This window comes from Streptomyces sp. NPDC006174 (assembly GCF_040614075.1).
Taxonomy (GTDB): domain Bacteria; phylum Actinomycetota; class Actinomycetes; order Streptomycetales; family Streptomycetaceae; genus Streptomyces.
Genome location: NZ_JBEXTJ010000017.1, coordinates 1 through 18,112 on the forward strand (window position 1 = coordinate 1; position 18,112 = coordinate 18,112).

Sequence of the window (18,112 nt, forward strand, 5' to 3'; positions counted from 1 at the left end):
AAATTTTTTTACTGTCTCTGGGTGGGGGTGGGGGGGGGCCGGCCCCCGCGCCGGGGGGGGGCCGCCCCCGCCCGGTCGGGGGGCGGGCCCCGCCGCCGGAGCGGGTCAGTAGCCGTTCCACCAGCGGGAGACGGCCTGCCAGAGCCGGGCAGGCGCGGCCGGACGGCGCTGCTGCGGGACCACGGCGGTTCCCGACGCCGGCTCGGCGGGCGCCGGTGCGGGCGCCTCCGAAGGGACCTGGCGGGGCTGCGGGGTCGCGCCCGGGGCGTGGGCGGGCTGCATTCCGGCGAGGGAGTGCGCGGGCTCGGGGACCGGGCGGGCCGGCGAGGAGATCTCCCAGTCGCCGGCCGGGCGGGTCGCGCGGGCCATCACCGAGAGCGGGTCGGAGTCCAGCTTCTGCTGCGGGCTGGGCGCGAACTTCACCGGCAGCTCGACCAGGTGGCGGGACATGATGTTGCCGACCCAGCGCAGCTCGCTCTCCTGCACTCCCAGCTCCAGGTCCGGCAGACGCATCAGCAGCGCGTCGACGCCCACGTCCGCGATGGCTCGGCCGATGTCCTGGCCGGGGCACTCGTGCGGGCCGCCGCTGAACGCCAGGTGGGCGCGGTTGCCCTCCATGTTGGCGGTGAGGTCCGGGCGGACGGTCGGGTCGGTGTTGGCCGGTGCGATGCCGACGAGCAGCGCGTCGCCCGCCTTGATCTGCTGGCCGCCGAGTTCGGTGTCGCCGACCGCCCAGCGGCCGAAGACGGCGGTGAACGGCGGTTCGTCCCAGAGGGTCTGCTCCACCGCCTCGGGCACGGTCATGTGGCCGCCGCTGAGCCGGGCGCGGAAGCGCGGGTCGGTGAGGACCATCCGCAGCACGTTGGCGATGAGGTTGGCGGTGGACTCGTACGCGGCGATGAGGATGAGGCGCAGGTGCTCGACGACCTCGATGTCGGTCATCGTCGCCGGGTGCTCGACCAGCCAGGAGGCGAAGTCGGGGGCCGGTTCGGCGCGGCGGCGCTCCACCAGGCGGGTCAGCACGCCGACGATGTGGGCGTTGCTGGCCACGGCGGTCTCGGTGCCACGGGTCATGTCGCGGGCGGCCTGGACGAGGCGCTCGTCGTACTCCTCGGGCATGCCGAAGATCGCGCACATCACCATCATCGGCAGGTGCTCCGCGAACTGGCCGACCAGGTCGGCGCTGCCCTTCTCGGAGAAGTCGTTGACCAGGCGGTTGCTGAAGCGGTTGATGTGGCGGCGGACGCCACGGGTGTCGATGCGCTCCATGCTGTCGGTGACCGCGCCGCGCTGCCGCTCGTGCTTGGCGCCGTCGGCGAAGACGCAGACGGGCTGCCAGGTGAAGATCGGGGCGAGCGGGTGGTCCGGCGCGACGCTGCCGTCCTGCAGGGCCCGCCAGCGCCGGGAGTCCCGGGAGAACTGGGACGGCGTACGGGTGAGGTGGAGGTTCTCGCTGTGGCCGAGGACGAGCCAGGCGGGTACGTCGCCGTGGAGGAGGACCGGGGCGACGGTGCCGTGTTCGGCACGGAGCTTGTCGTAGAGGCCGGCGGGGTCGTTCTCCGCCTCGGGGCCGTACAGCCGGCGCAGGCCGCCGGGGCCGGTGCCGAGGTTGTGGGCCGGGCACTGGGGCGGCGGGGCGGCGCCGGGTTCGTGGTGGAAGGGGGTGGTCACAGTGGCTCCAGGGATCAGGACGGCCATGGATCGGACAGGGGTGGGCAAGAGCTGTACGGGGTGTGCGGGCAGCGCGCCGGGGGAACGGCGCGCGGCCCCGGCGCCGGGACGGCCTGGAAACCGTCCCGGCGCCGACGGGACGTCGGGCGAGCGGAAGGCCGGAGCCGAACCGTTCGCAGCCGTCGGGCATCGGGCGAGCGGGACCGGTCCGGCGCCGGCAGGCAGGAGGATCGGTCCACGCCGTCAGGCCAGCGGGACCGCCAGGCTGTGCAGATAGCGCATCAGGGTCATCAGCACATCGCGGCTGGAGGCCCGCAGCCGCGCGTCGCAGTCGATCATCGGGACCTCGTCCGGCAGGTCGAGCGCTCTGCGCAGGGCCTCCACCGGGTGGTGCGGTGCGTCGGGGAAGGTGTTGACGGCCACCACGAACGGCACTCCGCGCTCCTCCAGCCGGCCGATGACGTCGAAGCTGACTTCGAGCCGTCTCGTGTCGATGAGGACGACCGCGCCGAGGGCTCCTTCGAAGAGGCCGTTCCACAGGAACCAGAACCGCTCCTGGCCGGGGGTGCCGAACAGGTAGAGGATCAGCTCCTCGCTGAGGCTGATCCGGCCGAAGTCCATGGCCACGGTGGTGGCGGTCTTCGTCTCGACCCCGGCGTTGTCGTCCACGCCGACGCCGGCCTGGGTCATGGTCTCTTCGGTCGTCAGCGGCCGGATCTCGCTGACCGAGCCGACCATGGTCGTCTTGCCGACCCCGAACCCGCCGACGATCACGACCTTCACCGCGGCGGTGGCCGTGGTCGGAAGGACGTCCTCGCTGCGGGGTCCGGTGATCGTGTCAGAGCTTCTGAAGTCCATGCATCACCGCTTCGAGAAGGGACCTGTCGGGGAGTGTGGCGCGGACGATCGGCGCACGCGACTCGATGAGTTCGGTCGCGAGGAGATCGCTCAGGAGCGAGGTGACCACGCTGAACGGCAGGCTGAGGTAGGCGGAGATCTCGGCGACCGACAACGGGGCCTGGCAGAGCCGCAGGATCGCGGCCTGCTCCGGCTGGAACGTCGGCGAGGGCTCGGCCTGCGCGACGACCATCGTGACCAGGTCGAGCGCGGCGCGCTCGCTGTCGTCGAGATCGCCGGTGATCACGTACAGCCGTTCCGGATCGCTGAGCGCCGGATCGGTGGTGCGGCGTTCTCGTCGGGGTCCGCTCATCCGGACTGCCCGCCGTGGCGGGGCGGACTGGTCAGGTGGGCGCCGATCCGCACGACCATGTCCCGCATACGCGCTCCGACCAGACCGGCGTCCACGGTCTCACCGGCCAGCACGGCGAGATACGCGCCGGTCCCGGCGGCCATCAGGTAGAAGAACCCGCCCGTGACCTCGATGACGACGAGCTTCATCAGACCGTCGCTGTACGGGATTTCGGTGGCCACCGCGGCGGCCAGGCTCTGCAGCCCGGCACAGGCGGCCGCCAGCCGGTCGGCGACATCCGGGTCGCCGCCGTGCATGGCGATGCGCAGCCCGTCCGAGGAGAGCACCACGATCTGGTGGATGCTCGGCACGTCGTCGGCCAGCTCCTTGAGCATCCAGTCCATGTTTCCCCGCTGCTGGATCACTTCAGGTCTCCCTTGTCCCACGCGTCATCGGAGTCTTCGCCGTGCTTCGGTTCCTGCGGTACGCCGTTGACGGCCTTGGTGAAGGCCTCCAGCCAGAGGCCGGGCGGCTTCTCGCCGGAAGCGCCGGAGCCGCCGTGCCCGACGGGTCCGCCGTACCCGTCGTCCGGGTGTCCGCCTCGGCCCGGCAGTCCGCCGTTGACGGCGGCGGGGGGCGGCGGGGGCTGCTGCGGCAGGTTGTGCGAGCCGAGCGGGGCGCGGCCCCGGCTGCGGCGCTGCGGCAGTCCGTTCTCGGTCCACTCGGTGACCACCGGGACGTCGTCCTCCACGGCCGGTGCGGGCGCGGCCGGACGGGCGGCGGCCGCGGGAGCGCCGACGGGGGCCGGTGCGACCACGGAGGGCACCGGGCCGGTGGCGGCGGGCTTGGGCTTGCGCTTGCCGGGCGGCGGCACCACGTGCTGGAGCTGCGACATGTCCAGCGAGCTGGTGGGCCGCGAGGTGGCGCCGATGCCGTGGGCGATGCCGGGCGCGGGGCCGGTGGTGATCATGTCGCGCGGCACGATGAGGACCGCGCGGACACCGCCGTACGCCGACTGGCGCAGCGACACCTGGAGTTGGTACATCCGCGAGAGCCGTCCGACGACGGCCATGCCCAGCCGCGGGGACTCGCCGAGGTCGTTCATGTTGATGCCGGCCTGGGCCTGGGCGAGCATGTTCTCGGCCCGGGCGCGGGCCTCCTCGCTGAGGCTGACGCCGCCGTCCTCGATCTCGATGGCGATGCCGGTCTGCACCTCGACCGCGGTGACGTGCACCCGGGTCTGCGGCGGCGAGTAGCGGGTCGCGTTGTCGAGGAGTTCGGCGCAGGCGTGGATGAGCGGCTCGACCGAGGTGCCGACGATGGCGACCTTGGCGATCGAGTGCAGATCGACGCGCTGGTACTCCAGGATGCGGGACATCGCGCCGCGCAGGACGCTGAACAGCGGTACGGGCTTGGGCCACTGGCGGCTGGGCCTGGCACCGCCGAGGACCGCGATGGAGTCGGCGAGCCGGCCGATCAGCGCGGTGCCGTGGTCGATGCGCAGCAGGTCGTCGAAGACCTCGGGGTTGCGCCCGTAGTGGTCCTCCATCTCCCGCAGCTCACTGGCCTGGCGGTGCACGATCGCCTGGACGCGGCGGGCCACGCTGACGAAGGCGCGCTGGGCGGAGTCACGCCGCGCTTCCTCGTTGTCGATGACTTCGAGGACCTGGTAGATCTGCTCGCGCAGCGCCTTGGGCAGATGCCGGTTGGCCACGTCCGCGTCGACGATGTCGCGCATGACCTCCTCCGGCGAATTGCCCACCCGCAGACGCCGGATGGCGGCCGGCATGACCTCCTTGGTGAGCCGCACCGTCTCGGAGTCATGGCTGAGGATGCGGTGTTCCAGGTAGGCGATGCGCTGTTCGTACTCCGCGCGCTGGGCGGCCATGGCGCGCCTGCGGCGGTGCAGCGCCACGGTGAGCACGGCGACCACCAGCGTGGTGATCGCGCCGCACACGGCGACTGGTATCCGCGCGGCCGGGACCACCAGGGCCGCGCCGGCGGCGGTGGCGCCGGCCAGCAGGACCACGGGCGGCAGGACTACGCGGACGACGGGGACTGCTCTGTCGGTCGGCGGTGATTCAACACGGACCATCTAAAACCCTCTGGCGGTTGATTCCGGGATGTATACGCACGTGAGCGGAGACTCAGGAACAAGTGCTCGAATTCGCATCAACTCGACTTCACTGCGCGTGAGCTTAGCCAGATCAGAACAGGGGATCGGCATATTCACCCAACCCCCTGCGGGAGGCCGCGAAGAGGAATACACTCGCCAGTTTTCGCACGCACCGCTGTGGAGCGTGCGCGAGGAGTGACGAAGCCGGGAAATGGTCTACGGTTCGACGTTCGCGTTCCCTTGACCGGGACGAGGGTGACCTGGCAAACGGCTATAACCGCTCAATTCACCCTCCTCGCAGCCGATTTCGTACCGCAGAACAGGACAGAGGCACAGATGATCGAACCGGATCGAAAGGCACAGATTCCTGAACACTCCAGGGGTGACCCGGAAAATCGCTGTGCTGACGCGTATACGACCGCAGATTCCACGGACCCGCCGAGCGCCGCGCGTGGACGGTGCCGAAGCGGAGATCATGACGGTCGGCGCCACCCGGTGATGGCGTCGGCGGGTACCCGGAGTGACGAGAGGAAGCGGGCGGACGCATGACGGCGACAGGTGACTACACGATCGCTTCGCTGGATACGGGGCTCCGCGCCATGCGGCTCTTCCTCACCCATGACACGCTCACCGTCACCGAGGCCGCCGAGCGCCTCCACGTCGGACGGTCCACCGCGCACCGGGTGCTGAGCACGCTGGAGAGCCGGGGTTTCGCTATCCGGGACGCTTCGGGACGAGGTTACGCGGCGGGACCGGAGCTGGTGCGGCTCGGCCGGCCCGCCGGTTTCGGCCGCGCGGCTCGCGACCGGCTGGGGCCGGTGCTGGCAGACGCGGCCGGGCGGACCGGTGAGACGGTGTGGAGCGTGGCGCTCATCGGTGACCAGGTCATCGTCACCGACGGGCGCGAATCGCGCCATCCGGTGCGCGTGGCACTGGAGTTGGGGCGGACCGGACCGGCCCACGCGGGCTCGGGCGGCCTGCTGCTGCTCTCGCGGATGACGGCGGACCAGGTGTGCGCGCTGTACCCGTACGAGGAGCTGGAGCCGGTCACTCCGGCAACGCTCACCTCGCGGACGGCCCTGCTGGACGAGCTGGCGCTGATCCGTCGGACAGGCCACGCGGTCAGCCGCGGCGCGGCGGTCTTGGGCATGACCACGGTCGCCGTCTCACTGGCCGGATCCAGCTGGCGGGACCGGCTCGCCTTGGTGGCCGCGGCTCCGGCGGACCGGTCGGGTGAGGCGGAGGTGGCCGAACGGGCGGAGCGGCTACGGGAGTCGGCGGCGCTGCTGGCGGCGGCGCCGTCACCGTCCTGACCGGGGCCGGCCATGGCCGTACGGTCCACTCACCGCCGCGCCCTGCCGTCCTGACTCCGTCGGTACGGACCGTCAGCGCCGCGCCCCGCCGATCCGCCCTTCCAACTGCACCAGCAACTCACTGAGCGCCGAGCCAAGTTCACCCCGGCTCTCCTCACCGAGACCCGACAACACGGCCCGCTCGTACGCGAGTTGTTCCGGCAGCAGCCGGTCGACCAGGGCACGGCCCTCCTCGGTGAGGCGGACGTGGGCGACGCGCCGGTCGCGCTCGTCGCCACGGCGGTCCACCAGGCCGCGTTCCTGGAGGGCCCGCAGCCGCTTGGTGACGGCGGCGCCGGAGGAGAAGGTCTCCCGGGCGAGCTCGCCCGGTGTGAGTTCGCGGTCGGTACGGCGTACCGCGCCGAGGAGGTCGAACTCGGCGCGGGTCAGTCCGGCGGACCGCAGCGGGGCGTCCTCCGCCTGCTGGAGGAGCGCGGCGCAGCGGTTGATCCGGCCGATGATCTCCATCGGGCCGGTGTCGAGCTCGGGGTTGACGGCGTGCCACTGCCGCACCACCGAGGCCACGATGTCGTCGGTCACGCCGCTCCGATCGAAGGGGCTCGGGCCACCTCACCGCGCCGCGTCCGCGGGGCGCGGGCCGGCGGGCCGAGCCGTTGTGCTGTCGCAGCGAGCGTACGGTGTCCGGCCCGCTCGGCCGCGAGAAGCTCCTGCTCGGGCAGGGCGCGCTGCCACCACTCCCCCGCCGCGATGTCGGCGGCCTCGCGGAGTTCGACGAGGCTCGCGGTCAGCGCGCGGCGCGCCCGCGCCCGCTCGGCGTGCGGACGCTCCAGGGCCCGCTCCGCTTCCGTACGGGCCCTCGCGGCGGCTTCGATGGCGCGCACGACGCGACCGGCCGCCCGCCGGTTGGTGACGAGTGCCGCCGCGAGGAATCCGGCGAGCGCACCGAGGACGGTGTCGAGGACCCGGTCGCCGATCAGCCGGCCATGGAGAGCACGACGCCCGCCACGGTCCTGGCCCGCCGGGCGTACGGCAGACCGTGCCCGTACAGCGCGCAGAGCGAACCGGCCATCGCGTACATCACGAGGTCGAGCCGGCCGAGCGCCAGGAGCGTCAGATGCGGTACGGCGGAGGCGACGACCACGCTCAGCGCGGGTTTGAACCAGGTGTCCGAGGGGCGGCCGAGCCGGAGCGCGGCGGCGAGAGGGAGGCTGCGGGCGAAAGGTTGCCGGGACCGGGTGGATGTATCACTCAACCATATACGTTAACAGGTATTACACCTGTAAAACACACACGGAGGGCCTGCCCGTGGATCTGCCCTCTGTCGCACTTCGCGACCGTCCGGCACACTGGCCCGCGGAATCGGTGACCCATATTCTTTGAATCTTCATGCACCTACTACGATGACGGGCCATGACCAGGGTGAGCGCTCGGACCGACCGGCAGCGGTACCGCTCACGCCTGCCCGCCTCGCTGGGGCCGCTCTTCGCTCTGCTGGCGCTGCTCTTCTGCTGCTCCGTCACCACCTCGGCCGCCGCAGCCGTGCCGGTGGCGATGGAGGCTCCGGGCCCGGCTCCCGTACGGACGCTGACACCGGTGCCTCATCTCGCCGTCGAGCCGGTCGTCCTGGCCGCCCCGGCCGAGCGGGGTCTCGGGACCTCGTGCCACGGCGGTTCGACCCACTCGGCGGCCATCGTGCTGCCGGTGTCCTCGGCCCCGGTCGCGCTCCCCTCGCCCGTGGCCGTCGTGCCCGCCGCTCCGCTGAGCGGTGCGGCCGCCATCCGCGGGCCCTCCCACGACGGTGTCCACTCCGTCGATCAGCTGCGTCTACAGGTCCAACGGATCTAGGGGCTGTCCGGCCCTGATCCGCCGGACACTCCCTGGGGCCGGGTCAGCTTGCCGCTTTCCCGCACGACCGTCCGCACCTTCACATCTCCGCATCCCCGCATGCATCTCCGCATCCGCTGAACGACGAGGACCTTCCATGGCTTCCGCCAAGAACCAGAACTCCCCCGCCAACGCGCGCCGCGCCAAGCTCGAGGAGGCCCGCCGCCAGGAGCGCGCCCGTGAGCGCCGGGGCCGTCTCATCACCATCGGCGCGTCGGTCGCCGTGGTCGTCGCGCTGGTCGCCGGAGGCGGCTACCTGGTGTACCAGGCGAACGAGAAGGAGGAGGCCTCGAAGGCTCCGATCTCCGGTGAGCGCACGTGGAAGGACCTGAAGCGGAACCACGTGGAGACGAAGGTCGACTACCCGATGAACCCGCCCGTCGGCGGCGACCACAGCCAGGTCTGGATGAACTGCAACGCGGACGTCTACACCGCCGAGATAGCGAAGGAGAACGCGGTCCACTCGCTGGAGCACGGCGCGGTCTGGGTCACGTACAACGACAAGGCCTCGGAGGCCGACGTCAAGGCGCTCACGGAGAAGGTCAAGTCCACTCCGTACTCCCTGATGAGCCCGGTCAAGGACCAGAAGGAACCGCTGATGCTCAGCGCGTGGGGCAAGCAGGTCGCCGTCGACAGCGCCACCGACGACCGCGTCGGCAAGTTCTTCACCCAGTACGTGCAGGGCCCGCAGACCCCTGAGCCGGGTGCCGCCTGCACCGGTGGGCTCGACAAGTGACCTCCGTGACCGGCCCGTTCTCCTCCACCCGCCGCATGGCGCTCGCCGGCGCCGCCGTGCTGCTGCTGGCGGTGGGCCTGGTGGCGCTGATGGTGGGACGGCCGTCCGCGGCGTCCCCGTCCGCGAAGGCGTCGCTCTCCGCTCCGGCGGAGGAGTCGGCGGACGCGGGGTTCGCCCGGGACATGGCGATCCACCATCAGCAGGCGGTGGAGATGTCGTTCATCGTGCGTGACCGCACGAAGGACGAGGACGTGCGGCGCCTGGCGTACGACATCATCAACACGCAGGCCAACCAGCGCGGCATGATGCTGGGCTGGCTGGACCAGTGGGCTCTGCCGAAGAGTTCGGCGAAGCCGCCGATGGCGTGGATGGGTCACACCGTGAAGCCGACCGGCGACGGTTCGCTGATGCCGGGCATGGCCACCGACGCCGAGCTGCAGGCGCTGAAGACGGCCGACGGCAAGGCGGCCGAGGTGCTCTTCCTGCGGCTGATGACCGTGCACCACCGCGCCGGAGTCGACATGGCGCGGGCCGGGGCCGAAGCGGCCGGGACGGACGTCATCCGGAATCTGGCGCAGGGCATGGTGCACGGCCAGCAGTCCGAGATCGGGCTGATGGCGGACATGCTGAAGGCCCGGGGCGCGAAGCCCTGACCACCGCGGGCCGGCCCCCTCCCGTACTTCGTGGAGGGGGCCGCCTCCGCCGTGCTGCCCGCCGTGCCCGCCATCGCATAGGCTCGGCGACGATATGAAGAGCATCCTCACTCCGCTGGGGCCCAAGGCCGACAAGGACACCGTGCGACGGCACAATCTGAGCCTGGTACTGCGCGCCGTGCGGGACGAGGGCGAGAGCGGTGAGGCGACCCGTGCCGGAGTGGCCGGGCGGGTCGGACTGACCCGGGCCGCGGTCTCCTCGCTCGTGGAGCAGCTCATGGAGAGCGGGTTCCTCACCGAGTCCGGCAAGACGTTCAGCGGCCAGGCCGGCCGTCCCGGCACCGCGCTCAAGGTGGCCCGCACCGGTCCCGCCGGGCTCGGTGTGGAGATCAACATCGATTACGTCTCGGTCTGCGTCGTGGACCTCGCGGGCACCGGCCGCGTCCGGCAGACCGAACACCTCGACAACCGGGGCGCACCCGCCGAGGAGGTCCTGGCCCGCGCCGCCGCGATCGCCGCACGGACACTGGACTCGGCGCGCGAGCAGGAGCTGCGCCCGGTCGGCGCCGCGCTGGCGCTGCCGGGCCTGGTCTCCGGCGGCGCGGTACGCCAGGCTCCGAACCTCGGCTGGAACGAGGTCCCGGCGCAGGATCTCTTCGGCGACGCGCTCGCCGCGCTGCGTCCCGGCCGTCCCGTGCTGCCGGTCGCCTCGGAGAACGAGGCCAATCTCGCGGCGCTGGCCGAGCTGTGGTTCGGCGGCCTCGGTGACGTACGCAGCTTCCTGTATCTGACCGGTGAGATCGGCGTCGGCGGCGCGCTGGTGCTGGGCGGCGAACTGCTGCGCGGGGCGCACGGGTTCGCCGGCGAGATCGGGCATGTGGTGGTGGACCCGGACGGGCCGGAGTGCCGGTGCGGGTCGCGGGGCTGCCTGGAGCAGTACGCCGGTCAGAGCGCGCTCCTGCGGGCGGCCGGGGTCGACGGGGCCGGAGGCGGTTCCGGTGTGCTGGAGCTGGAGCGGCGCGCGCGGGCCGGGGACACGCGGGCGGTGGCGGCGCTCTCCGAGGCGGGACGGATGCTGGGCCGGGTGGTGTCGGGTGCGGTGAACCTGGTCGACCCGGACGCGGTGGTGCTCGGCGGGATCTACCGGGGCCTGATGCCGTGGCTGGCGCCGCCGGCCGACGAGGAGCTGACCGGCCGGGTGGTGTCGGGCCTCTGGTCACCGGGCAGCGGCCGGCTCCGCGCGTCGTCGGTGGCGGGGGACGCGGCGCGGGGCGCGGCGGCGCTGGTGGTGCAGGACGTGCTGGACGACCCGGTGGCGTACGCGGAGCCGTCGGAGGCGTGAAGAGGGTGGCCCGGCGCGCTTCGCAGGCCGCCGGGCCACCTCCGTACCGTCAGCGCACCGCGAGCAGGTGGTCCATGGCCAGCTGGTCCAGCGCCTCGAAGGCCATGCCGCGTTCCGCCGCCGCGTCCACGTCGAACTCCTCGTACGCCGTGCGGTCGGCGAGCAGCTCCGCGAGGCCGTCCCCGGCGGTCGGGCGTGCCAGCTCGTCCAGGCGGGAGGCGCGCAGCGCGGCCCGGACCTCGGGGTCGGCGCGGAAGGCCGCCGCACGCTCCTTGAGGATCAGGTAGTTGCGCATGCAGCCGGCCGCCGAGGCCCAGACGCCGTCGTAGTCCTCGGTGCGCGGCGGCTTGAAGTCGAAGTGGCGCGGGCCTTCGTAGCCGCTCTCCAGCAGGTCGACGAGCCAGAACGCCTGGCGCAGGTCGCCGGCGCCGAAGCGGAGGTCCTGGTCGTACTTGATGCCGGACTGGCCGTTGAGGTCGATGTGGAAGAGCTTGCCGGACCACATGGCCTGGGCGATGCCGTGCGGGAAGTTGAGACCGGCCATCTGCTCGTGGCCGGTCTCGGGGTTGACGCCGACCAGTTCGGGCCGCTCCAGGCGCTCGATGAAGGCGAGGGCGTGGCCGATGGTGGGCAGCAGGATGTCGCCGCGCGGCTCGTTCGGCTTGGGCTCGATGGCGAAGCGGAGGTCGTACCCCTGCTCGGTGACGTACGCGCCGAGCAGGTCGAAGGCCTCCTTCATCCGGTGCAGTGCGAGCCGTACGTCCTTCGCTCCGCCGGACTCCGCGCCCTCGCGGCCGCCCCAGGCGACGAAGGTGGTGGCGCCGAGCTCGACGGCGAGGTCGATGTTGCGCAGGGTCTTGCGGAGTGCGTAACGGCGTACGTCACGGTCGTTGGCGGTGAACCCGCCGTCCTTGAAGACCGGGTGGGTGAAGAGGTTGGTCGTCACCATGGGCACGACGAGGCCGCTCGCGTCCACGGCCTGGCGGAACCGCTTGACGGTCGCCTCGCGCTCGGTCTCCGGCGCGCCGAAGGGGATCAGGTCGTCGTCGTGGAAGGTCACGCCCCAGGCGCCGAGCTCGGCGAGCCGCTGGACGGACTCGACCGGGTCGATGGCGGCGCGGGTGGCGTCGCCGAAGGGGTCCCGGCCCTGCCAGCCCACGGTCCACAGGCCGAAGCTGAACTTGTCCTCGGGGGTGGGGGTGAAGCGTTCCGTCATTGTCGTCCGACCGCCTTCGCCTGCCGTCGGGGGCCGAGGTCAGAAGCTCGGCACCCCTATTTGTTCAGTGTCATGACTAATCATGCACACGGCCACCGTTCCGCGTAACCCCTCGGTCGGCGGCGAGTGGCTGCGAGGCCTGTTCCCGGGGCCGCGCATCACGTAATTTGTTCGCGGTACAGCCGAATGAGCCGATCCCTGCGAAAGAGGCCGCCCATGTCGTCCCGTACCGTCGTCATCGGCGTGGACAGCTCCACCCAGTCCACCAAGGCCGCCGTGATCGACGCGGTGACCGGTGAGCAGCTCGCGGTGGGCCGCGCACCGCACGTGGTCACCGGCGAGGCCGGCGCCCGGGAGAGCGATCCGGAGGTCTGGTGGCGGGCGCTCGGCGACGCGGTGGCGGCCGGGCTCAAGGAGTCGGGCCTGCCCGCGCGTTCGGTCACCGGGATCGCGGTGGCCGGACAGCAGCACGGGCTCGTCGTGGTGGACCGGTCGGGCCGTCCGCTGCGGCCGGCGCTGCTCTGGAATGACACCCGCTCCGCGCCGCAGGCCGCCGCTCTCACCGCCTCGCTCGGCGGTCCTGAGGCCTGGACCGAGCGGACCGGTTCCGTGCCGGTCGCCTCGATCACCGCCTCCAAGTGGCAGTGGCTGCGCGAGATGGACCCGGAGGCGGCGAAGGCGGCGGCCGGCGTACGGCTGCCGCACGACTTCCTCACCGAGCGCCTCGCGGGCGTCGCGGCGACCGATCCCGGCGACGCCTCCGGCACCGGCTGGTACGCCACCGCCACCGGCGCGTACGACCCCGAACTGCTGGACCTCCTCGGCCTGGACCCGGCCCTCCTCCCCGAGGTCGTACCGACCGGAGCCGCCCGGGTCGGCTCGCTCACCGACGCGGCGGCCGAGGCGCTCGGGCTGCACGCCGGGATCGCGGTCGCGGCCGGGACCGGCGACAACATGAGCGCGGCCGTGGGCCTCGGCCTCGGCGGCGCCGGTCTGCTGGACCACCCGGTCCTCTCGCTCGGCACCTCCGGTGTGGTCTTCGCCGCCTCCCGCACCCGCTCCACCGCTCCGGCACTCTCCGGGTTCGCCGCCGCCGACGGTACGTACCTTCCGCTGGCCTGCACGCTCAACTGCACGCTCGCCGTGGACAAGGTCGCCTCCTTGCTCGGCCTGCACCGCGAGGACACCGCGCCCGGCGGCGAAGCCGTACTCCTGCCGTACCTCGACGGCGAACGCACGCCCGACCTGCCGACCGCCTCCGGGCTCCTCACCGGACTGCGCCACGACACGACCCCGCAGCAGCTCCTCGGCGCCGCCTACGAAGGGGCGGCCGTCACTGTGCTGCGGGCGCTGGACACCTTGCTACGGGCCTGCGGCCTGGACCCGGACGCTCCCGAGGTCGCCGCCCGTCCGCTGCGGCTGATCGGCGGCGGCGCGCAGGGGCGGAGCTGGGTGGAGACGGTACGGCGGCTCTCCGGCCGTCCGGTCGTCATCCCGGCGGGCGGCGAACTGGTCGCTCTCGGCGCGGCCGCGCTCGCCGCGTCGGCCGCGGGCGGCGGCGACCCGGTGGCGCTGGCGACCTCCTGGGGCGCGGGTGACACGGGCAGTCAACTCGACGCACAGGAGCGGGACATGGAGACCTGGCACCGGGTCACCTCGGTGCTGGACCGGGCCGCGGAGCCACTGCTCGGCGGCTGAGCGACGAGCCGGGTCCGGCCGCTCAAGAGCCCGGTTGGGAATACGAACTGATTTTCCATAAGATCCGGCGATGATCACAAGAAATCGGCTGACGACCGGGGTGTGCACAGCGCTGGCCACCCTGGCCGTCGGGCTCGGCTCCGTGCTCCCCGCGGCCGCCGACGAACCACCGGCCGCCTCCGCTCCCAAGGTCGAACTCGTCCTCGATGTCAGCGGCTCCATGCGCACCCGCGACATCGACGGCCAGTCCCGGATGAACGCCGCCAAGCAGGCGTTCAACGACGTCCTGGACGCGGTGCCCGAAGAGGTCCACCTCGGCATCCGCACGCTCGGCGCCGACTATCCGGGCGACGACCGCAAGGTCGGCTGCGAGGACACCAGGCAGCTCTACCCGGTCGGCCCGCTGGACCGCACCGAGGCCAAGACCGCCGTCGCCACCCTCGCGCCCACCGGCTGGACCCCGATCGGTCCCGCGCTGCTCGGCGCCGCCGACGACCTCGAAGGCGGCGAGGCGACCCGTCGGATCGTCCTCATCACGGACGGCGAGGACACCTGCGGCCCGCTCGACCCGTGCGAGGTGGCCCGCGAGATCGCCGCGCGCGGCACGCACCTGGTCATCGACACGCTCGGCCTGGTGCCGAACGCCAAGATCCGTCAGCAGCTCACCTGCATCGCCGAGGCCACCGGCGGCACGTACACCGCCGTCCAGCACAAGGACGACCTCTCGCGCCGCGTGAAGCAGTTGGTGGACCGGGCGGCCGAGCCGGTCGTGAACCCGGTCGCCACCGAAGGCGCGGCCGGCTGCTCCGCCGCGCCCGTGCTGAAGCCGGGCCTCTACACCGACCGCCAGGTGATCGGCGAGCACCGCTGGTACCGGGTCGACGTGCTGCCCGGCCAGGAGCTGCGCGCCTCGGTGAGCGTGGCGGCCGACCGTGCCGTCGACAACGACTACGGCGTGCTGCTGCGCGCGGTCACGGACGCCGGACGCGAGATCGTCCGGGGCTCCGAGTCCGGCACCGGACGTACGGATGTGATCTCGTCCGGCCTGCGCTACCCGAAGGCCGAGATCGAGGACGGCGACAACGGCAGCGGCAAGCCCGCCGCCGAGACCGTCTGCCTCCAGCTCTCCAACGCCTTCTCCGCGCCCGCCTCGGTGAAGCGGACGCCCGGTCTGCCGGTCGAGCTGACCGTGGATGTGGTGGACGGAGTGGACCAGGCGTCCGACGTGGCGGCCTTCGGGCTCGGCCGCGGCTGGTGGCTGCTCGGCGTCCTCGTCCTGACCGGTCTGGTCGCGGGGCTGCTGGTCGGCTGGATCTCGCGCCGGCGCATCGCCGTATGGAGGACCAACTGATGGTGACGACGACTTCCCGCCGCGCCCGTGGCGTGCGGCGCGCGTTCGCCGGTGCGCTGCTGGCCGGGCTGACCCTGCTGACCTCGGCGGGTACGGCGGTGGCCGACGACCCGTCGGCGAGCGCGAGCCCCAGTGACGAAAGCCACGGGCCCACCGAGGCCGGCACCACGTTCCGGACGGCGACGGCGCTCCAGCAGGGCCAGACCGGCACCGCGCAGGCCTCCTCCGGCGACTACCTGTACTGGGTGTTCCCGGCCGACGCCGGACAGCGCGCCACCGTGAAGGCGACGGTGAAGCTGCCGGAAAGCGAGGCGCAGCGCTCGGGCTCCACCTGGCAGATCGACGTGTACGACGGGCTGCGCCGCCGCCAGGCGTGCCAGTACGGCCACCAGACCCGCAAGGCGGCGGCCGACGCGCCGGCGGTCGAGCTGTCCTGTGTGCTGCGCACCGTACGGTCCTGGTCCGAGCCGTGGGCGAACGACCCGCTGCCGGGCAGCTACTACGTCCGGCTGACGGTGGTGAACCTGCCGGCCAACGACCTGGGCCTGCCGTTCGAGGCCGAGGTCCGGGCCGACGTGGTGGACGCGGGCGGCGCCCACCACGTGGACGGCGCGCTCGCCGAGCCGCTGGTGCCGGGCATCTCGGTGACGGACGCTTCGGGAGCCGCTCAGGCCCGGACCGCCGGTGAGCCGGAGGACGGCTGGGCCTCGGGCTGGTGGACGACCCGCTGGCTGTGGACGGTCGGCGGCGGCGTGCTCGCCGCGCTCGCGGCCGTGTTCGGCTACTCGCTGACGCGGGGCCGCGGCCGCCCGGCGCACGTGTCGCACGGCGTCTGACAGCCTCTGAGGTCAGGTGGCGGCCTCCTCGCTCCTCGAAGATCCTGAACGGGTTCGCTTCGAGACGGGGAGGCACGGCCGGTGTGGCAGTTCTTCGCGGACAACCCGTGGGTGGCCGTGTTCGCGGTGATCACGCTCGGCGCGCTGCTCGGCATGGTGCGCTTCGGCCCGTACGGCTGGGAGCGGCCGGGGTCCTCTTCGTCGGCCTCTTCGTGGGCGCGCTGGACGAGGACATCGCCGCCGCCGTACCGGCCGGGGTCTCGGCGCTGGGTCTGGCCCTGTACGTGTACACGGTCGGCCTGGAGTCGGGGCCCGCGTTCTTCCGTGAACTGCGCGGCCAGCTGGCGGTGATGGCCGGAGCGGTGGTGGCTCTGGCGGTCACGGCGGTGGTGGTCGGCCTCGTCGGGCACGGCTGGTTCGGGATCAGCGGTCCGTTCCTGGCGGGCGGGTACGCGGGCATCGGGACGACCACTCCGGGCCTGGCGGCGGCCCAGGACGCCTCGGCGGACCCGGCCCAGCCCGCCGTCGGGTACGCCATCGGCTATCCGCTGGCCGTGGTGATCACGATCCTGTTCCTCGCGGCCGTCGCGGCCCGCCGCCACTGGGCCGCGCGCCGGGACCCGGACTCTGGCCTCCCGTCGACGCTCATCACCCGTACGGTCCAGGTGGCCCGCGAAAGCCTCTGGTCCGACGTCCCCGGAGTGGCCGCGCACCGGGTCCTGGCCAGCGAGTACCGGCCCGCCGGAGCCGTCACCCGGGTCGCCCGCGACCTGGACCGCCTCTCTCCGGGCGACCAGGTCGTCCTGGTGGGCGGCGAGGAGGACGTTACGACGGCGACGGAGGCGCTCGGATCTCTCGCCCCGCGCCATCTGCTGGACGACCGCTCCACGGTGGACTACCGGCGGGTGCTGCTCACCAACCCGGAGCTGGCCGGGCACACGGTCGCCGAACTGGGCCTGGGCGAGAAGTACGGGGCCGTGGTCAGCCGGGTGCGGCGCGGCGACTTCGACATGCTCGCGCACGACGATCTGCTGCTCCAGCTCGACGACCGGGTCCGGGTGGTGATGCCGCGCGAGCGGACGGGCGAGGTCACCACGTACCTGGGCGACACGGAGGCGAAGGTCAGCGAGGTGAGCGCGGTCAGCCTGGGTCTGGGCCTCACGCTGGGATTCCTGATCGGCATCCCGTCCCTCACGCTCGGCTCCACCACGCTGGCCCTCGGCACAGGCGCCGGGCCGCTGGTGATGGGCATGATCCTGGGCTGGCGCCGCCGCACGGGCCCGTTCGTCTGGACCCTGCCGACCCGCGCCAACCTCACCCTGCGCCAGATCGGCCTGCTGCTCTTCCTCGCGGTGGTGGGGCTGACCTCGGGCTACTCGTTCCGCGAGAACGCCTTCTCGCTCTTCGGCCTGAAGCTGGCGGCCGTGCTGGTGATCGGCGCGGTGGTGAGCTACTCGCTGATGGTGCTGATCGCGAAGGGCCTGGGCCAGAGCCGGGAGCGGACGATGGGGCTGCTGTCGGGCTATGTGGGCAACCCGGCGCTCGTGGCGTACGCCAACAGCCGCGCAAGCGACAGCCGGATCAACAACGGCTACTCGACGCTGTTCGCGCTGGCCATCCTGGTCAAGATCGTCTGCATCCAGCTGATCGTGGGTCTCTGAGCCGGTCGGCGATCACCGGGTCGGGCGGTCAGCTCTGTGCGAGCCGGCGATCACCGCGCCAGACGGTCTCAGCGCTGCGCGAGCCGGCGATCACCGCGCCCGCCGGTCTCAGCGCTGCGCGGTGTCGTCGCCCGTCTGCCCGGCGTTCTCGGCCGTGCCTGCCTTCTCGCGCATCTTGCGGACCAGCTCCGCCTTGCGGTCGGCCGCGCTCTGGCGGTCGGAGTTGCGGTGCGGGCCGTTGTTCTGCCGTTCGGCGCGGGACTGCCTCTTGCGCTGGCCGCCGCCCTGGCCGATGGGGTTGTTGATGTTCTTGCTATCGGTCACGGGTTCTCCCGGTTGATGGTGTGAAGTGATCTACGGATGCGTCGGTGAGGGACGCGCGGCGACGCCGAAGGGCGTCAGCAGGGGCCCATCACGCTCTCACTCGTCCATCGGCGCCCGGAAGA

General features: G+C 72.4%; 19 protein-coding genes. 9 read left to right on the plus strand and 10 right to left on the minus strand.

What is annotated here, in order from left to right:
* Positions 1 to 105: 105 nt before the first annotated feature.
* From ABZ267_RS29915 to ABZ267_RS29935, 5 genes are all read right to left on the minus strand, one after another.
* On the minus strand, positions 106 to 1,671 hold the full coding sequence (locus ABZ267_RS29915) for a cytochrome P450 (RefSeq protein WP_356899734.1): 1,566 nt from the start codon (positions 1,669 to 1,671) through the stop codon (positions 106 to 108).
* 243 nt (positions 1,672 to 1,914) lie between these two features.
* On the minus strand, positions 1,915 to 2,529 hold the full coding sequence (locus ABZ267_RS29920; RefSeq protein ID WP_003964952.1) for an ATP/GTP-binding protein: 615 nt from the start codon (positions 2,527 to 2,529) through the stop codon (positions 1,915 to 1,917).
* Positions 2,510 to 2,881, minus strand: a complete 372-nt coding sequence (locus tag ABZ267_RS29925) for a DUF742 domain-containing protein (RefSeq protein WP_356752910.1) — start codon at positions 2,879 to 2,881, stop codon at positions 2,510 to 2,512. Before ABZ267_RS29925 ends, ABZ267_RS29920 begins: the two co-directional genes overlap by 20 nt.
* Positions 2,878 to 3,285 carry a roadblock/LC7 domain-containing protein gene (locus ABZ267_RS29930; RefSeq protein ID WP_006128841.1) on the minus strand — a complete coding sequence of 136 codons (408 nt, stop codon included), beginning with the start codon at positions 3,283 to 3,285 and terminating at the stop codon, positions 2,878 to 2,880. The genes ABZ267_RS29925 and ABZ267_RS29930 overlap by 4 nt, the downstream gene beginning before the upstream one ends.
* Complete coding sequence (locus ABZ267_RS29935; protein ID WP_356752911.1) at positions 3,282 to 4,955, minus strand: ATP-binding protein; 1,674 nt, start codon at positions 4,953 to 4,955, stop codon at positions 3,282 to 3,284. The genes ABZ267_RS29930 and ABZ267_RS29935 overlap by 4 nt, the downstream gene beginning before the upstream one ends.
* Positions 4,956 to 5,521: 566 nt before the next feature.
* Here ABZ267_RS29935 and ABZ267_RS29940 point away from each other — a divergent pair.
* Complete coding sequence (locus ABZ267_RS29940; RefSeq protein ID WP_356752913.1) at positions 5,522 to 6,289, plus strand: IclR family transcriptional regulator; 768 nt, start codon at positions 5,522 to 5,524, stop codon at positions 6,287 to 6,289.
* A 72-nt stretch (positions 6,290 to 6,361) separates the two neighbouring features.
* On the opposite strand, the gene ABZ267_RS29945 is transcribed toward ABZ267_RS29940, so the two are convergent.
* From ABZ267_RS29945 to ABZ267_RS29955, 3 genes are all read right to left on the minus strand, one after another.
* Entirely contained in the window at positions 6,362 to 6,868 is a 507-nt protein-coding gene (locus ABZ267_RS29945; protein WP_356752915.1) for a MarR family transcriptional regulator, read from the minus strand.
* On the minus strand, positions 6,865 to 7,170 hold the full coding sequence (locus ABZ267_RS29950) for a hypothetical protein (protein WP_356752917.1): 306 nt from the start codon (positions 7,168 to 7,170) through the stop codon (positions 6,865 to 6,867). The genes ABZ267_RS29945 and ABZ267_RS29950 overlap by 4 nt, the downstream gene beginning before the upstream one ends.
* Before the next feature lie 92 nt (positions 7,171 to 7,262).
* Complete coding sequence (locus tag ABZ267_RS29955; RefSeq protein ID WP_356752919.1) at positions 7,263 to 7,541, minus strand: hypothetical protein; 279 nt, start codon at positions 7,539 to 7,541, stop codon at positions 7,263 to 7,265.
* 158 nt (positions 7,542 to 7,699) lie between these two features.
* Between ABZ267_RS29955 and ABZ267_RS29960 the strand changes: the two genes are divergently transcribed.
* The 4 genes from ABZ267_RS29960 to ABZ267_RS29975 all read left to right on the plus strand — a co-directional run bounded on the left by ABZ267_RS29960 (position 7,700) and on the right by ABZ267_RS29975 (position 10,904).
* Complete coding sequence (locus tag ABZ267_RS29960) at positions 7,700 to 8,134, plus strand: hypothetical protein (RefSeq protein WP_356752921.1); 435 nt, start codon at positions 7,700 to 7,702, stop codon at positions 8,132 to 8,134.
* A 136-nt stretch (positions 8,135 to 8,270) separates the two neighbouring features.
* Positions 8,271 to 8,909, plus strand: a complete 639-nt coding sequence (locus ABZ267_RS29965; protein WP_356752923.1) for a DUF3105 domain-containing protein — start codon at positions 8,271 to 8,273, stop codon at positions 8,907 to 8,909.
* Positions 8,906 to 9,562, plus strand: coding sequence for a DUF305 domain-containing protein (locus tag ABZ267_RS29970; protein WP_356752925.1), 657 nt, complete (start codon positions 8,906 to 8,908; stop codon positions 9,560 to 9,562). The genes ABZ267_RS29965 and ABZ267_RS29970 overlap by 4 nt, the downstream gene beginning before the upstream one ends.
* A 94-nt stretch (positions 9,563 to 9,656) precedes the next feature.
* Complete coding sequence (locus ABZ267_RS29975; protein WP_356752927.1) at positions 9,657 to 10,904, plus strand: ROK family protein; 1,248 nt, start codon at positions 9,657 to 9,659, stop codon at positions 10,902 to 10,904.
* Between the two features lie 49 nt (positions 10,905 to 10,953).
* Here ABZ267_RS29975 and xylA read toward each other — a convergent pair whose 3' ends face one another.
* Positions 10,954 to 12,120 (minus strand): xylose isomerase, encoded by a 1,167-nt coding sequence (gene xylA, locus ABZ267_RS29980; RefSeq protein WP_356752929.1) that lies wholly within the window; start codon positions 12,118 to 12,120, stop codon positions 10,954 to 10,956.
* Between the two features lie 216 nt (positions 12,121 to 12,336).
* Between xylA and xylB the strand changes: the two genes are divergently transcribed.
* From xylB to ABZ267_RS30000, 4 genes are all read left to right on the plus strand, one after another.
* On the plus strand, positions 12,337 to 13,818 hold the full coding sequence (gene xylB / locus ABZ267_RS29985; RefSeq protein ID WP_356752931.1) for a xylulokinase: 1,482 nt from the start codon (positions 12,337 to 12,339) through the stop codon (positions 13,816 to 13,818).
* Positions 13,819 to 13,888: 70 nt separating this feature from the next.
* On the plus strand, positions 13,889 to 15,169 hold the full coding sequence (locus ABZ267_RS29990; protein ID WP_356752933.1) for a VWA domain-containing protein: 1,281 nt from the start codon (positions 13,889 to 13,891) through the stop codon (positions 15,167 to 15,169).
* Complete coding sequence (locus ABZ267_RS29995; protein ID WP_356752935.1) at positions 15,169 to 16,005, plus strand: hypothetical protein; 837 nt, start codon at positions 15,169 to 15,171, stop codon at positions 16,003 to 16,005. Before ABZ267_RS29990 ends, ABZ267_RS29995 begins: the two co-directional genes overlap by 1 nt.
* Positions 16,006 to 16,112: 107 nt before the next feature.
* A complete protein-coding gene (locus tag ABZ267_RS30000; RefSeq protein ID WP_356752937.1) occupies positions 16,113 to 17,666 on the plus strand; it encodes a TrkA C-terminal domain-containing protein in 1,554 nt (517 codons plus the stop codon).
* Positions 17,667 to 17,774: 108 nt separating this feature from the next.
* On the opposite strand, the gene ABZ267_RS30005 is transcribed toward ABZ267_RS30000, so the two are convergent.
* Positions 17,775 to 17,990 carry a DUF6243 family protein gene (locus tag ABZ267_RS30005; protein WP_356752939.1) on the minus strand — a complete coding sequence of 72 codons (216 nt, stop codon included), beginning with the start codon at positions 17,988 to 17,990 and terminating at the stop codon, positions 17,775 to 17,777.
* Positions 17,991 to 18,112 lie beyond the last annotated feature (122 nt).

Excerpts from the sequence above, each read along its gene's own strand:
- ABZ267_RS29960 (WP_356752921.1), top strand. The coding sequence starts at position 7,700 with ATGACCAGGGTGAGCGCTCGGACCGACCGGCAGCGGTACCGCTCACGC.
- ABZ267_RS29935 (WP_356752911.1), bottom strand. The coding sequence starts at position 4,955 with ATGGTCCGTGTTGAATCACCGCCGACCGACAGAGCAGTCCCCGTCGTC.
- ABZ267_RS29995 (WP_356752935.1), top strand. The coding sequence starts at position 15,169 with ATGGTGACGACGACTTCCCGCCGCGCCCGTGGCGTGCGGCGCGCGTTC.
- ABZ267_RS29920 (WP_003964952.1), bottom strand. The coding sequence starts at position 2,529 with ATGGACTTCAGAAGCTCTGACACGATCACCGGACCCCGCAGCGAGGAC.
- ABZ267_RS29975 (WP_356752927.1), top strand. The coding sequence starts at position 9,657 with ATGAAGAGCATCCTCACTCCGCTGGGGCCCAAGGCCGACAAGGACACC.
- xylA (WP_356752929.1), bottom strand. The coding sequence starts at position 12,120 with ATGACGGAACGCTTCACCCCCACCCCCGAGGACAAGTTCAGCTTCGGC.
- ABZ267_RS29925 (WP_356752910.1), bottom strand. The coding sequence starts at position 2,881 with ATGAGCGGACCCCGACGAGAACGCCGCACCACCGATCCGGCGCTCAGC.
- ABZ267_RS29965 (WP_356752923.1), top strand. The coding sequence starts at position 8,271 with ATGGCTTCCGCCAAGAACCAGAACTCCCCCGCCAACGCGCGCCGCGCC.
- xylB (WP_356752931.1), top strand. The coding sequence starts at position 12,337 with ATGTCGTCCCGTACCGTCGTCATCGGCGTGGACAGCTCCACCCAGTCC.
- ABZ267_RS29940 (WP_356752913.1), top strand. The coding sequence starts at position 5,522 with ATGACGGCGACAGGTGACTACACGATCGCTTCGCTGGATACGGGGCTC.
- ABZ267_RS29990 (WP_356752933.1), top strand. The coding sequence starts at position 13,889 with ATGATCACAAGAAATCGGCTGACGACCGGGGTGTGCACAGCGCTGGCC.